This window comes from Polyangium jinanense, assembly GCF_028435365.1.
Map to the genome: position 1 here is coordinate 1 of NZ_JAGTJJ010000015.1, position 15,126 is coordinate 15,126.

The window sequence follows — 15,126 nt, forward strand, 5'->3', positions numbered from 1 at the left end:
CGATGAACTGCGCGATGCGCAGTTCATCGACCCCGGGTCCAGCGCTTGCGCTGGTCCGGGTCCAGGGGTGGACAACCCCTGGTCGGGTCCGGGGTGAAACCCCGGCGCTACGCCGTGGCCCAGAGGCCCCTCCCCGCGCGGGAGAGGGGCCCGGGATCGCGATCTAGAACCCGGCGCGCCGCGAGCGCAGGCGCCGCGCAAAGGCCGCAAGGCCAAGCGCAAGGCCGAGCACGCCTGCCGAGCCCGCGTCGCCACGCGTGCTGCTGCCTGCCGCACGGCAATCGCAGCCGCTGTCGTCCGGGGGAAGGCCGCCGCCCGCGCCGGCCGAGCCACCCGCGCCCGCGCCGCCCGCGCCGCCGGCACCACCCGCGCCGCCGTCACCACCGGCGCCACCGCCGCCGCCTGCGCCGCCCTCGCCCGTCTCGCAGACGCCCGCCTCGCACCTGCCGTCGGTGCAAGCCGTGCCGTCAGGCACCGTGCCGTCGTCTGGGCAATCGTTCGTCGCGCCGTCGCAGAGCTCCGAAAGGTCGCATTCCCCCGCCGCCGGCCGGCATTCCGTGCCCGCCACGGCGAGCGCGTCGGCCGGACAATCCACAGCCTGTCCGTCGCAGCTCTCCGCCACGTCGCAAAGGCCGATTGCCGCGCGGCACACGGTGCCGGCGCTCGACACCACGTCCGCCGGGCAATCGTTCGCCGCGCCGTCGCACGTCTCCACCGCGTCGCAACCGCCCGCCGCGGCTCGGCACTCGGTGCCCGCCGCGACCTTCGCATCCGCAGGGCAAGCGCCGTTCACGCCGTCGCAGCTCTCCGCCGCGTCGCAAGCGCCCGCCGCGGCACGGCACGCGGTGCCCGCCGGGACGAGGTTGTCGCCGGGGCAGAGCGGCGTGAACCCGTCGCAGATCTCGTCGACGTCGCACGCGCCCACGGCCGCGCGGCAAACGAAACCGCCCGCGGCGACCGCGTCCGCAGGGCAAGCGTTGCCTGCGCCGTCACAGGTCTCGGCCGGATCGCAGCCGCCGATCGAGGCGCGGCACTCGGCGCCCGCCGCGACCTTCGCGTCCGCGGGGCAAGCGGTGCTCGTCCCGTCGCACGCCTCGGCCACGTCGCACGCGCCGCCTGCCATGCGGCACTCGGTGCCGGCCGGGGTCGGCGTGCAGGTGCCCACCGCGCCCGCGAGGTTGCAGGCCTGGCAATCGCCCGCCGCGCTGCCGCCGCAGGCCGTGTTGCAGCAGACGCCGTCGGCGCAGAAACCGCTCGCGCAGTCCTTTCCGGCCTGGCATGCCTGCCCGTTGTCGAGCTTGTTCTGCGGCGTGAACAGGTACGCGGCGCCGCTGCTCGCGGCCGCGCCGGTGTGCGCCACGGCGCCGACGATCGCCCACGAGCCGCTCACGCCGACGGAGTGACCGAACTGATCGCCGAGCCCGGAGTCCGCGCCCGTGAGCTTCTTCTCCTGGGCCCACGTGCCCGCGTTCCGCAGGAACACGTACGCCGAGCCGGTCGATTGCGGTTCGTCGTAACGCGCGCCGATGACTGCCGTGTCCCCGACGATCGACACGGAATGGCCGAACTGATCCCCGCCGTCGCCATCCGCCGCGAGGATCTGCGCCTGCTGCGCCCAGACGCCTGCGTTCCGCGTGTACGCGTACACCTTGCCTTGCGAGGCGACGGCGAGCGGCGCGGCGATGAGCGCGGTGTCGCCCGAGACCGCGACGGAGTAGCCGAACCAATCGTTCGGCTTGCCGTCGGGCGGGGCGAGCTTCGCTTGTTGCGCCCACACGCCCGCGGTCCGGAAAAACACGAACGCCGAACCCGACACCGAGCCATTGTCGTCATCGCCGTACGCGCCGACGACGATGGTATCGCCCGAGACCGCGACGGCCGTGCCGAACTCGTCCTGCCCCGCGGCCGCCGCGCCTGCCGTGAGCTTGGCGCCTTGCAGCGCGAACGTGGTCGCGCCCTTCACGTAGACGTAGGCGGATCCGGCGTCGACGTTGGCGCCGTTGTCGTCGAACGGCGCGCCGACCACGAGCGTCGTGCCCGAGATGGCGACGGACGAGCCGAACCGATCGCTTGCGGCCGCGTCGTTCGCGGTGATCTTCTGGAGCTGCGTGAAATTCGAGCCGAAGGCCGTTCGCTGGAAGACGAAAACCGCGCCGCGGCTGGCGTTGTCGATCGGGGCGCCAACCGCGATGATGTTGCCGGAGATGGCCACCGTGCGGCCGAACCGATCGCCTGCCGTGAGCGTGGCGTCGCCCGAGAGGAGCCTTTGCGTCTGCGTCCAGGTGTTGTTCCCGGCGTTCCGGAGGAACACGTATGCCGAGCCCGCGTCCGCGCCCTTGGCGGCGTCGTCGTCGTCCGGCGCGCCCACGACGGCCGTGTCCCCGTCGATCGCCGCGGCATAACCGAACGCGTCGTCCGCCGCGCCGTCGTTCGCCAGGAGCTTCTGCGACTCGGCCCATACGATGGGATCGACCACGATCGGATAGACCGCGCCCGTGTCGTCGACGTGAATGGCGAGCCGGCCCTCTTCGGCCGAAAGGAACGACGGGAGCACGCGGCCGTTCGCGTCCGTGACGTAAAGGTCGGTGTAGCGGAGGATCACCTCGCCGGCCTCGTCACGCAGGAGCGCCGCGTCCGCCTCGGCCGTGAGCTCAGGCAGGAGCCCCTCGGCGCGCATCGAAAGCGTGACCGTTCCGCCGCCCGCCTCGCGGCACGCGGGCCGCTTCGCGAGATCGAAGCCCTGCTCCAGGCCGAGCGGGCCATTCAAATACCACTCCACGACGTCGCCGCGGCGATATTCGGCGCGATTGCCACGCGCCTCGGGCGAAGCCTCGGCAGCCGGCTCGAGGTCGCCGTCGCAGCCCACGGCGTCGAGCGAAAGCTCGAACGGGCGATCGGCGCGCACGTCGACGGCGACCCGCACGCCCGCCGGGGAGAGCTCCGCGGAGAGGCCCTGCGCCGGGTTCCTGGCGGAAATCGTGCCTTTGTCGCCGCGCTCCAGGCGATACGCGGGCGAGGCATCCTTTTGCACCGCCGCCACGTAGGCCGCGCGCAGCCCCGCGTGATCCACCGCTTCCCCTACCGGGGGCGTTTTCGCCTGCGCCGAAAGGGAAGCGTCCCCCGATTGCGGACCCCTGTCGTCCGCCCCGCACGCTGCCGCGAGCGAGACCGGAAGAGCAAACCACCATCGCTTCGCTGCCAACATTCTTCACCCCGTATCGTGAAGGGAAAAAGCTACACTCTGGACGAGCGGCCATGTTACCAAAGCCGTACGTGCAGAGCGACGCCTTACGGCGGAAGCACGTCCGCTTCGCCTCCGCGTGTGTGCCGGGACCGCGTTGGGAGGGTCACGAAAAAGCGACCATGCGAGCTGCCTGGCCCGTTGATGTAGCGGCGTGAGCGACTATGCTGCGCCGCCATGTCGGAATTTTTGGCGGACAAGAAGCGCACGCACTCTTGCAACGCGCTGCGTGCGAGCGACGTCGGCAAGGACGTCGTGCTGATGGGCTGGGTGGCGCATCGCCGGGACCACGGCGGCCGGGTGTTCATCGATCTGCGGGATCGCGAGGGCCTGACGCAGGTGGTCTTCGGGCCGGAGATCGGGAAGGAAGCGCACGAGCTCGCCAGCGAGCTGCGCTCGGAGTACTGCATCGGCATCGCCGGCAAGGTGGTGACGCGCGTCTCGTCGGGTGGGCAGCCCAATCCGAAGCTCGCGACCGGCGAGGTCGAGGTGAATGCCGAGACGCTCCACATCTTCTCGCGGTCGGAGACGCCGCCGTTCCTCATCGAGGACGAGATCGACACGCGCGAAGAAATCCGGCTGAAGCACCGCTACCTGGATCTGCGCAGGCCCGCGCTGCAGCGAAACTTCCTGGTGCGCTCGAAGCTCTACCGCGCCGCGCGTGATTACTTCCACGGCGAGGGCTTCACCGAGCTCGAGACGCCGTTCATGGTGAAGTACACCCCCGGCGGCGCGCGAAACTTCCTCGTCCCCTCGCGCCTCAATCCGGGGAACTTCTATGCGCTCGCCGAGTCGCCGCAGATCTTCAAGCAGCTCTTCATGGTCGCCGGCTTCGAGCGATATTTCCAGATCGTGCGTTGCTTCCGCGACGAGGACCTCCGGCTCGATCGCCAGCCCGAGTTCACGCAGGTCGACGTGGAGATGTCCTTCATCACCGAGGAGGACATTTACGCAACGATGGAGGGCCTCATCGCCCGCGCCTGGAAGGACGTGCTCGACGTGGACCTGCCGCGCCCGTTCCTGCGGATGAGCTACCGCGAGGCGATGCTCAAATATGGCTCCGACAAGCCCGACCTGCGCTTCGGGCTCGAGCTCGCCGATCTGACGGAGGTGCTCCGTCCGCTCGAAGGAGGCGGCGTGCCGCTCTTCAAGGGCGCGCTCGAGCAGAAGGGAATCATCAAGGGACTCCGGATCCCGGCAAAGGAAGCCGCGTCGCTGTCGCGCACGGAGGCCGACAAGCTGGAAGAGTTCGTGAAGGGATTCGGCGCGCGCGGCCTCGCGCGGGCGCGGGTCGGCGAAGGCGGCGAGTGGACGCAGTCGCCGCTCAGCAAGACCGTGACGCCCGAGGCGCGGGCCGCAGTGAACGCAGCGCTCGGCGCCGGCCCCGGCGATCTGCTGTTCTTCCAGTTCGGCTCGTTCAAGCTCGTGAACGCAGTGCTCGGCGGCCTGCGCCTGCACCTCGGGCACAAGCTCGGGCTCGTGCCCGAAGGCCAGTGGCGTTTCCTCTGGGTCACCGATTTCCCGATGTTCGAGCAGGCCGAAAGCGGGCAATGGGTCGCCGCACATCACCCGTTCACGTCGCCGAAGCCGGAGCACGTGCAATACCTCGGCACCGACAACGGTCGCGTGGAGGCGCGCGCCTACGACCTCGTGCTGAACGGCAACGAAATCGCAGGCGGCTCGATCCGTATCCACCAGCGCGAGGTGCAAGCCAAGGTCTTCGCCGCACTCGGCCTCTCCGAGGACGATTTCCGCGCAAAGTTCGGCTTCCTCCTCGACGCATTCCGCTACGGCCCGCCCCCGCACGGCGGCATCGCCTTCGGTCTCGACCGTCTGACGATGCTCCTCTGCAACGCAGGGAGCCTGCGCGACGTCATCGCCTTCCCGAAGACGCAAAAAGGGACGGATCTCATGACGGACGCCCCCACCGGCGTCGCCCCCGAGCAGCTCGACGAGCTCGGCGTGCAGCTCAAGAAGGTCTGAGGCAAGGGCGGAGGCGGGGCGTCGCCCCGCACCCCAGAAGGGGGCTCCCCGCCCCCTTCACCCCGGGCCAGGCACGGCCTGGACCGAAGGCGGATCAACCGCGCGATGCGCGGTTGATTCGACGGATCCGTCAGCGTCTCCGCTCAAGGCTCCACGGAGACGTCGAGCCTCGCTTCGAGCGATTGCATATCGAAGTAAGCTGGATTGTTCGGTTTCATCGTGACGGAAAGGATCGTCGCCGTGAACCGAAGCTGCCCCGCCTTCACCGAACGCTCGGCGCATCTATCCATTTCGCTCGCGTCGAGCTCGATCACGCTCTCCACGAGCGCCGAGTGAGGGTCGTGCACGTCCTCGAGCCCCGCGATCAAGATCTGCACGCCCGGCGCATACGAATGACCCTCCGCCCCATTGTATGCCTGCCCTGTCCAGCCGAAGAAGTAGGCATATCCAACAGGATGGCCGTCGATGGACTCGATCGTCGCCGTGACGCCCGTGCAACAAAATGGACCGATCGAATCATTGTTGTTGGGTGTCGCTTCATCGGGCAGCAGGAACGTCGACTGGACGAGCGACGGGTCCAGCCCGTCCGGACCAGGGCAAGCATCGAGCTCCTCGCTCTCGCAACCGAAGGTCAACACCGCCAAACCAACCCAAAGCCACTTTGCAAAGCGCATGGCCAGCGCGTATGCACGGCGGATGCCAGCCGATGTACTGCGCGATCCCAGGAGGGAGAACACGCGCAGAACCACGAACAGGTGACAACGTGGCATTTATCACCCCCAAATGCGCCAGGTTGTCTCGGCCGCAGGGGTAGAGCGCGGGCCGATTCAGCCACTTGGCGCGGCTCACCCCATGGAACAGTGGAATGCTCCAGGCCTTCGACGGCACAATCTCCCGGATCGCATCGAATACCCGCTCCCGCCACCGTCCCCGCTTCTGCTCCATTGTTTCCACGCCCGACAGCGCGTTGCCGACGTCCGTTTTTCTTGCTCGAATGAACACGTCGTGAACGACTCGACAATCGACCCAGCGGCTCGAAGGAGATGGGCACTGGGCGCTCTGCGGACGAGGCCGCGCATCGTGGCTCGGCCTCACAGGAGACGTCCAGCATGCGAAGAAAACCGGGAGGCTGCCGATATGAATACCATCTCGAAGCTCGGAACGCTGCTGCTCGCGCTGTCTGCCTTGATGGCCATGGGCACGGGCTGCGCTGCGGGGGCTTCCGAAGCCAACACCGACGACGATATCGAAAGCGCCGAGGACGCAACCGTCGCGGACGCAGACGAATTGTCCACGACGGAAGATGCCGCGGCCCTCTCGACCGGGTGGGGGCCCGGCAGATATTACGGCGGCGGCTCTTGTGGAGCACCGTGCGGCGCGTACGGGTACCGGGGCGCTTGCTCCCGCGGCTTCGCGGACGACTTCGACGTGTACCGCGGCCCTGGCGGCGGGTACGGCGTCGTCGGCCCCCGCGGAAACGTCGGCTTCGTCGGCCCCGGCGGCGGGTACGGCATCGCCGGCCCGGGCGGCGCGATCGGCGTCGGCCCCCGCGGAAACGTCGGCTTCGTCGGCCCCGGCGGGAACGCCGCCATCTACTAATCGTGCACGAGCGCCATCGCGCGTCGTGCCAAACCAGCGATGATGGCTGAGCACGTCATCGCTCCTCCGTGGCGGCCGCCACTTTTTCGCAATGGCGGCCGCCACCCCTGGCGGGAAAGGGCTGCGAACGTTCTTCGACGCGCCGCGTCCCGATTCGCGTTTTTGCCGACCAAACGGCTTGACCGCTGGAGCGCCGAAAGTAGCCTCTCGACAGGAAGGAGATCGCATGAGCGCACGACGGCCGAGCCGGCTGCACCACACGGCATACGTCTCGAAGGATCTCGAGAAGACGCGAGCATTCTACGAGGAGATCATCGGGCTACCTCTGGTCGCCACATGGTGCGAAGCCGACGAGCTCTTCGGCGAGGTGCGGACCTATTGCCACTGTTTCTTCGGCCTCGAGGACGGGAGCGCGCTCGCGTTCTTCCAGTTCGCCAGTGACCGCGATCAGAATCTCTTTGGTCCGCCGATGCCAGCGTCGCCGTTCCACCACATCGCGCTGACGGTCGACGCCGAGACGCAGCGCGCGATCGAGTCGCGCATCGAGAAGGCAGGCTATCGCGCGCCAGACACGTACGTGCTCGAGCACGGGTACTGCCGGTCGGTCTACGTGAAAGACCCGAATGACATGATCGTCGAGCTCACGTGCGACGCCCCGAAGGCGGTGACGCCGGACGTCGAGGAGGCGCGGCGCAAGGAAGCGCATCGCGAGCTTGCCCGCTGGCTTTCCGGCGACCACACCTCGAACAACAGCTACCGGTGATGTCGGGTTGAGGCGCGCGACGCTCACGTTCGACAACGGGCCCGACCGTGCAATCACACCGGCGGTGCTCGACATCTTGCGGCGAAGGAACGTCCCGGCGCACTTCTTCGTCCTCGGCAAGCATCTCGCGGAGCCCGAAGGCCGCGCGCTCGTCGCCCGCGCGGTCGCCGAAGCACATTGCGTCGGCAATCACTCGTTCACCCACGAGATTCCGCTCGGCGACGATCCGCGGCCCGACGCCGTCGCCGCGGAGATCGCCGCGACCGACGCGCGCCTCAAGTCGCTCGTCCCTGGCCCCAAGCGCTTTCGGCCGTTTGGCGGCGGGGGCATCCTCGGGCCGCATCTGCTCAGCCGCGCGGCCGTCACTCACCTCGTCGAGCAGGGATACTCCTGCGTCCTCTGGACCTCCGTCCCGCGCGACTGGGTCGACCCGAATGGCTGGGTGGCGCGCGCGCTCGCGGATTGCCTTGCCCAGCCGCACGCGGTCGTCGTCCTGCACGACATCCCGGATGCATGTCTCGCGGGGCTCGAAGGCTTCCTCGACGCTGCGGAGCGCGAGGGGATCGAGCTCGTCACCGACCTTCCGCTCTCCGTCACGCCGATCCTCGACGGCAAGATCGTCGGCGATCTCGACGCCATCGTCGCAAAATGAATTGACCGCAGCAGGCGATGGCTTAGAGCATCGAGCAGCGAACGGTTCGATGCTCCTGGAGGTAGACCTTGAAGCTGTCGTCGCTCTCCGCAAACGAAAAACCCTTCATCGGTGTACGCCGCGCGGACGGGATCGTAAACGTGAATGCTGCCATCCCGGGACTGCCGACCGACGTGGGCGCGCTCCTCCAGTCGCCCGCCTACGACGCGCAGCAGCTTGCGGACGTCGTCGAGCGAACGGCGGTGAGCTCGCTCCTCCGCGACGACGAGGTCCGGTTTCGTCCGGTCATCCCGGCGCCGGGCAAGCTGCTCTGCCTCGGGCTCAACTATGTCGATCACGCGGCGGAGAGCGCTCACCGTGCGCCGGAGTACCCGGTCGTCTTCGGGCGTTATCCGACGAGCCTCGTCGGTCATGGGGAGCCGCTCGTGCTGCCGTCGGTCTCGACGCACTTCGATTACGAGGCCGAGCTCGGCGTCGTGATCGGAAAGACCTGCCGCAAGGTTTCTCGCGAGCAGGCGCTCGAGCACGTCGCCGGGTATACCTTGCTGAACGACGGCTCGATTCGCGACTATCAAATGCGCACGCACCAGTGGACGATCGGAAAAAACGTCGATGCTACCGGCGCGCTCGGTCCCGAGCTCGTCACCGCCGACGAGCTGCCTGCGGGCGCAAAGGGCCTCGTGCTTCGCGGCATTCTCAACGGAACGATCATGCAGGAGGCGAACACCTCGGACATGATCTTCGGCGTCGCCGACGCAATCGCGATCCTGTCCGAAGTGATGACGCTCGAGGTCGGCGACATGATTGCGACTGGCACGCCCGGGGGCGTCGGCTTCGTGCGCAACCCTCCGGTTTTCATGAAGCCGGGAGACGTGTTCGAAGTCCAGGTCGAGCGAGTCGGTACGCTGCGCAATCACGTCGTCGCCGAAGGACCGGGGCCGTTGAAGGGATCGGCGCTCTAGGAACCGGAGCGCCACCCACCTCCGAGTGCTTGGTAGAGATTGACCACGGCCAGCCATTGCCGCTTCCTCGTCTCGATCAGCTCCATTTGCGCGTCCAGAGAATCCCGCCGGGTCAGCAGGACTTCCATATAGTCAGCTCGAGCAGATTGAAAAAGAACCGTGGAAACTTCACTCGACCGGGTGAGTGCCTCCACCTGCTGCGACTGGAGCTCATAAACTTTTTCAAGGTTTTCGATCCGCGCCAGTTGATTCACGACGTCGGTGAACGCTTGCAGGAGCGTCCTCTCGTAGTTGAACACCGCCTGAAGCTGCCGGGCGTTCGCCGAGCGATACTGGGCCTCGATCGCTTGTCGGTTCAGGAGCGGCGCCGCAAGATTCCCCGCCAGGTTGTAGATGATCGAGTCCGGCGTCACGACGAGGTGCTTGGCGTTGAAGGACCTGTAACCGACCGCGGCATCGATACTGAGCGAAGGGTAGAACTCCACCTTCGCCACCTTCACGTCCAGCTTCGTGGCCGAAAGCTCCAGCTCGGCTTGCCTGATGTCCGGGCGGTTCTTCAGCAGATCGGAAGGAAGTCCCGACGTCACCTTCGGCAGAGGATCCTTGAGCTTCTGAACGTTTCGGCTCACGGTCTGCGGGTAGCGACCGACCAGGAAGTTGATCCTGTTCTCGGTCTGAATTTTCTCCTGCTCGAGGCCGTAGAGGCGGCTCTTGTTCTTCAACACCTCTGCTTCGAACCTCTGAACCGCGAGCTCCGTTACCCGGGCAGCCTGCTTCTCGAGCTTGATGATCTCCAGCGCGTCCCCCAGGATTTCGACGTTCCGTTTCATGACGTCGAGTTGGCTGTCGATGGCGACCAGCTCGAAATAAGATCTGGCGATTTCGGCGACGATCTGCGTCACCATGAAATTCCGGCCTTCGATGGTCGCGAGGTAGCGGAGGTCGGCCGATTTCGTGGCGTTCCGCAGTTTCCCCCAGACGTCGACCTCCCACGAGCCCCATAGTCCGAACGTGAAGTCCCCCAGATTCTGCGGCAATCCGTGGCTTTCGTCGCTGACGCCCTGGCTCGTGTTTTTTCCCACTCTTTCGACGCCGACACCAGCCCCGACGCCGACCTTCGGGAGGTAATCGCCTTGCCTCGCCGACACTTCATTGCGGGCGATGATGATCTCTTGCAGCTGGATGTTCAGCTCCTGGTTTTTCTTGAGCGCCGTTTCGATGAGCGCCCGGAGCTCGGCGTCGTCGAAGAATTCACGCCACACCGTCTGCGTCGCTCTCGCGGGCGGAGGCGATGCGTTCGAGGTGTTGCTCGAACGCCCGAAGCTCTGCGGAATCGCCTTGCTCGGCTCCCTGGGCTCGTTTCCTTCCAGAGAAGGGATGCAGCCCGTCGCGAAGAAGCAGATGCACGCCAGCGTGGCGACCGACGGTGACAACCCTTTCCTAGACATAGTGGCTCACATTCTCGGTCAAGGGTTCGTCTTCTTCGGCCTGGATCAGACTCCTACGTTCCGCGAGTGTCCCGAAGATGAAGTAGAGACCCGGCACGATGACCACGCCGAATACGGTGCCGAAGAGCATTCCACCGAGCGCCGACGCGCCGATGGTGCGGTTGCCGATGGCGCCCGGCCCCGTCGCGATGACGAGGGGAATCAGGCCCGCGATGAAGGCAAAGGATGTCATCAAGATGGGGCGGAAGCGTGCCTTCGCTCCCTGAATGGCCGCCTCCATCACCGACGCTCCCTTGTGGTGTGCCTGGACGGCAAACTCGACGATGAGGACTGCGTTCTTGCCGAGGAGGCCCACCAGCATGACGAGCCCAACTTGAGCGTAAATATCGTTCGCCAGGCCGAGGAGCTTCAGCATCAGGAAGGAGCCAAACACGCCGACGGGTAACGAGCAGATGACCGCGAGCGGGAGGAGGAAGCTCTCGTATTGGGCAGCGAGCACCAGGTACAGGAATGCGAGAACGACCAGGAAGATGTAGACGGCCTCGTTCCCACGCTTCGCCTCGTCGTAGGAGAGGCCTTCCCACGCGATGTCGTAGCCGCGTGGCAACGTCTTCGCGGCGACCTCACGGACGGCCGCAATCGCATCTCCGCTCGTGTACCCCTTTGCCGGGCCGCCGCGGATCGCCGCGGAGTTGTACATGTTGAACCGCGTGATCTCGTTTGGTCCCTGCGTCTTCTTCAGCTTCATGAACGCCGAGTACGGCACCATCTCTCCCTTGTCGTTCTTGACGTACAAGCTCATGACGTCCGAGGGGAATCGCCGGTATTCCGGCGCCGCCTGGGTGTACACCTTGAAGAAGTTGCCGAAGCGGATGAAGCCCTGCTCGTAGGTGCTGCCGATGAGGATGTTGAGGTTATCCATGGCGTTCTTGATCGAGACGCCCTTTTGCATCGCCAGCTCGTTGTCGATCTCCAGCTCGTACTGCGGATAGTTCGCTGCGAAGAAGCTGAATAGCCCGGTCAGCTCCTTCCGCTTTCCGAGGTTATCCATGAATTCTTTCTGGACACGATCGAAATCCTGGTAATCCGTCTCGTTGTTCTTGTCCAAGAGGCGGAGCGAGAAGCCGCTCGCGGCGCCGTAGCCCGGGACGGCCGGCGGCTCGAAGAATTCGACGATCGCGCCGATGTCCTTCGCCTTCTGCTCCAGCTCTTCGATGATCTGGGTGACGGTGCGCGTGCGCTCGGACCACGGCTTGAGGTTGATGAGGCAGGTGCCCGCGTTCGAGCCGCGTCCCTCGGTCAGGATCTCGTAGCCGGCGAGGGAGGAGACCGAGGCGACGCCGTCCACGCTCTTTGCAATGACCTGCAGCTCTCGCGAGACGTCATTCGTTCGCTCGAGGGTCGTGCCCGGGGGCGTCTGGATGATCGCGTAGATCTGCCCCTGGTCCTCGTTGGGCACGAATCCGGCAGGAAGGACCCGGCTGAGCTGCAGGACACCAAAGCCGAAAGCGAACAGGATGCCAAAGGTGACGACCCTTCGATGGACCACCTTCCGGAGGAAGCGGACGTAGACGTTGGTCCCGGCATCGAAGGTGCGATTGAACGCATCGAGGAAGATGCCAATCGACGTCCGCTTCTTCGGATGACCGTGCGTATTTTTCAGGATCATCGCGCAGAGGACGGGCGTCAGGGTCAGCGCGACGATGCCGGAGAGCACGATGGATGAGGCCATCGTGATCGCGAATTGACGGTAGAAGATGCCCACCGGTCCGGTCATGAAGGCCACGGGCACGAAGACCGCGGTCATCATCAGGGTGATCGCGATGACGGCGCCACTGATCTCGCCGAGGACCTTCTTGACGGCGCTGTACGGCGACAAACCCTCCTCTGCCATCTTCACGTGGACCGCCTCGACAACGACGATCGCGTCGTCGACGACGACGCCGATCGCGAGGACGAGCGCGAAGAGCGTGATCAGGTTGATGCTGATCCCGAACATCTGCATGAAGACGAAGGCGCCGATGAGCGAGACGGGAACGGCCAAGGTCGGGATCAGCGTCGAGCGCCAATCACCGAGGAAGACGAACACGACGAGCGATACGAGGATGAAAGCCTCGGCGAGCGTGTGGAGGACCTTCTCCATCGACGCATCGAGGAAGCTCGAGACGTCATAGTTGATCTCGTAGTTCATCCCGGCAGGGAACGAGGTCTTCTTGAGCTCCGCAAGCTTCTCCTTGACGTTTTCGATGACCTCGCTCGCATTGCTCCCGTAGGTCTGCTTCAGCACGATCGCTGCGGAAGGGTGACCGTCGAGATTGGAATAGATATCGAAAAACTCGCTCCCGAGCTCGACCCTCGCAATGTCTTTGAGGCGGAGCTGTTCGCCGTTTTCATTCGCCCGGATGATGATCTTCTCGTATTGCTCGGGCTTGTTGAACCTGCCCTCGTAGACGAGAACGTATTCGAGCGACTGCGCCTTCACGCCGGTGGCCTGCCCGAGACGTCCTGGCGACCCGATCACGCTTTGCTCGCTGATCGCCTTCATCACGTCCTCGGTCGAGACGTTGTACGCCCGCATCTTGTCCGGATTGAGCCAGACGCGCATGGCATACTGCCGTGAGCCGAGGATTCGGGTCTGCGCGATCCCGTCGACCCGGCTCAGCTCGGGGAGGAGGTTCGCATTGGCAAAGTTGTAGAGAAACTTTTCATCGGCCGTCTTCTCCTCGCTATAGAGGTTCACGTACATGAGCATGCTGGGCTGCACGCGATTCATGACGACGCCTTCCAGCTGAACGAGCGTCGGAAGTCGGCTGATGACCTGATCGATCCGGTTTTTGACGTTGACGACGGCCTCGTTCGGGTCGGCGTCCAGCTTGAATACGACCTGGATCGTCGCCTCGCCGGCGCTCGTGGAGTCGGAGATCATGTACATCATGCCCGGAACGCCATTGATGGCGCGCTCCAGGGTGATGATCGAGGACTGGACCAGGACGTCCGCGCTCGCTCCCGGGAACGTGAGCGAGACCATGACACGAGGCGGCGAGATCTCGGGAAACTGCGAGACCGGGCGCGATCGCATGGCGAGTATGCCCAGGAACACGAGCACGATCGACAGGACCATCGCCATGACCGGGCGATGGATGAACTTGGAAGTCATGCTCATTCCGCAGGCACCTCCAAATGCGCGAACACGTCGGAAGGTTCCTTGTAATCGACCTCGATCTTGGCGCCGTCCCTGACCTTGCGCAGGCCTTCCACGAGGATCTTGTCGTGTTCTTCGAGGCCGCTCGCGACCGCGAAGACATGCGGCATCTCCGCGGCGATGGTGATGGGGCGCGAGTGGACGACGTTCTTTTCGTCGATGACGAAGACGAACTTCTTGTCCAGCACGTCGAAGGTCGCCTTCTGCGGAATGAGCAAGGCGTTCTTGAGCGGCACCTCCATCAAGATCTTCCCCGTCTCGCCGTGCCTCAGCAGCCCCTTGGGATTGGGAAACGTGGCCCTGAACGCGAGATTGCCGGTCTCGTTGTTGAAATCGGCCTCGATCGTTTCCACCGTGCCGGGTTGATCGAAGAGTTCGCCATCCGCCATCTGGAGTTTCACCGTGGTGGTCTTCTGATCTCCCGGCTGAGATTCGTATTTGAGGTACTCCACCTCGCTGACGTTGAAGTACACCCAGACCTTGCTGTTGTCGGAGAGCGTCGTGAGCAGGTCCCCCTCGTCGACCAGGCTGCCCATCCGCACCTGAAAGCGCCCCACGAGGCCGTCGAACGGCGCCCGTATCTCGGTCATCGATTTGTGCGTCGCCGCGAGTGCCACTTCGGCCTTCGCCTTGCTGAATTTCGCCTTGGCCAGGGCGAGTTCGTTGGGGGACACGACGTTCTTGTCGGCGAGGAGTTTCGTATTTTTGAGCTCGATCTCCGAGAGTTGCGCTTCCGCGTTGGCCTTCTGCACCTCGGCCTGGTAAATCATGGGCATGATTTGAAACATCTTCGCGCCCTTCGCGACCTGATGGCCTTCGTCAATGAAGGTCCCTTGCAGGTAGCCCTTTTCGAGGGCACGCAGCTCGATGTGCTGGATCGCGCGGATTTGTGCGACGTAGTCCCTGGTGAGCTCGGTGTCCTTCCGAAGAGGACTCGTCACGAGAAACTTACCTTGCTCCAGGGGTTCTTGATGTTCGTGGTGGCACCCCACCACCGAAAAGGCGGCTAGCAAGATGAAGAGGGTGGGGGATCGGTTCATCGCAGATGAGTCGGCATGACGGTCCCCGCGGTTCCATCCAAGCGTGAAAAAAGTTTCTTATGTATCCGTTTACAGCAAATTTGCTCTTCCGAAAAAATGTAACTTGAGCCACACAGAGAAGGGATCCTTTCGGCTCTCGTTTTGACACCGATGCTCGGTTCATGCCGGTCCAGGTCTCCTCCCTGCCTGGGACCGTTTGTCCTGGACGCCGGGGCGCGCGGTCGAGGCACGAATGA

The 15,126-nt window shown here is 65.0% G+C and carries 10 protein-coding genes; 5 read left to right on the plus strand and 5 right to left on the minus strand.

Features of this window, described 5'->3' with window-relative positions; genetic code table 11:
* Positions 1 to 163 precede the first annotated feature (163 nt).
* Positions 164 to 3,070: a hypothetical protein gene (locus tag KEG57_RS24155; protein ID WP_272428192.1), complete on the minus strand. Its 2,907-nt coding sequence runs from the start codon at positions 3,068 to 3,070 to the stop codon at positions 164 to 166.
* Positions 3,071 to 3,418: 348 nt separating this feature from the next.
* Here KEG57_RS24155 and aspS point away from each other — a divergent pair, with 348 nt between their 5' ends.
* Positions 3,419 to 5,224 (plus strand): aspartate--tRNA ligase, encoded by a 1,806-nt coding sequence (gene aspS / locus KEG57_RS24160; protein WP_272428191.1) that lies wholly within the window; start codon positions 3,419 to 3,421, stop codon positions 5,222 to 5,224.
* A 143-nt stretch (positions 5,225 to 5,367) separates the two neighbouring features.
* Here aspS and KEG57_RS24165 read toward each other — a convergent pair whose 3' ends face one another.
* Positions 5,368 to 5,898 carry a hypothetical protein gene (locus KEG57_RS24165; protein WP_272428190.1) on the minus strand — a complete coding sequence of 177 codons (531 nt, stop codon included), beginning with the start codon at positions 5,896 to 5,898 and terminating at the stop codon, positions 5,368 to 5,370.
* Between the two features lie 463 nt (positions 5,899 to 6,361).
* Here KEG57_RS24165 and KEG57_RS24170 point away from each other — a divergent pair, with 463 nt between their 5' ends.
* The 4 genes from KEG57_RS24170 to KEG57_RS24185 all read left to right on the plus strand — a co-directional run bounded on the left by KEG57_RS24170 (position 6,362) and on the right by KEG57_RS24185 (position 9,200).
* Positions 6,362 to 6,823 carry a hypothetical protein gene (locus KEG57_RS24170; RefSeq protein WP_272428189.1) on the plus strand — a complete coding sequence of 154 codons (462 nt, stop codon included), beginning with the start codon at positions 6,362 to 6,364 and terminating at the stop codon, positions 6,821 to 6,823.
* Positions 6,824 to 7,049: 226 nt separating this feature from the next.
* On the plus strand, positions 7,050 to 7,586 hold the full coding sequence (locus KEG57_RS24175; RefSeq protein WP_272428188.1) for a VOC family protein: 537 nt from the start codon (positions 7,050 to 7,052) through the stop codon (positions 7,584 to 7,586).
* Between the two features lie 7 nt (positions 7,587 to 7,593).
* Complete coding sequence (locus tag KEG57_RS24180) at positions 7,594 to 8,238, plus strand: polysaccharide deacetylase family protein (protein WP_272428187.1); 645 nt, start codon at positions 7,594 to 7,596, stop codon at positions 8,236 to 8,238.
* 68 nt (positions 8,239 to 8,306) lie between these two features.
* The gene (locus tag KEG57_RS24185; RefSeq protein WP_272428186.1) at positions 8,307 to 9,200 is read left to right on the plus strand and encodes a fumarylacetoacetate hydrolase family protein; all 894 of its coding nucleotides are present in this window, start codon (positions 8,307 to 8,309) and stop codon (positions 9,198 to 9,200) included.
* On the opposite strand, the gene KEG57_RS24190 is transcribed toward KEG57_RS24185, so the two are convergent.
* From KEG57_RS24190 to KEG57_RS24200, 3 genes are read right to left on the minus strand one after another with little or no spacing between them, the layout of a single operon-like run.
* A complete protein-coding gene (locus tag KEG57_RS24190; protein WP_272428185.1) occupies positions 9,197 to 10,633 on the minus strand; it encodes a TolC family protein in 1,437 nt (478 codons plus the stop codon). The two genes, KEG57_RS24185 and KEG57_RS24190, sit on opposite strands and share 4 nt — an antisense overlap.
* 7 nt (positions 10,634 to 10,640) lie before the next feature.
* The gene (locus tag KEG57_RS24195) at positions 10,641 to 13,811 is read right to left on the minus strand and encodes an efflux RND transporter permease subunit (protein WP_272428184.1); all 3,171 of its coding nucleotides are present in this window, start codon (positions 13,809 to 13,811) and stop codon (positions 10,641 to 10,643) included.
* Positions 13,808 to 14,791, minus strand: coding sequence for an efflux RND transporter periplasmic adaptor subunit (locus KEG57_RS24200; RefSeq protein WP_272428183.1), 984 nt, complete (start codon positions 14,789 to 14,791; stop codon positions 13,808 to 13,810). Before KEG57_RS24200 ends, KEG57_RS24195 begins: the two co-directional genes overlap by 4 nt.
* Between the last annotated feature and the right edge of the window lie 335 nt (positions 14,792 to 15,126).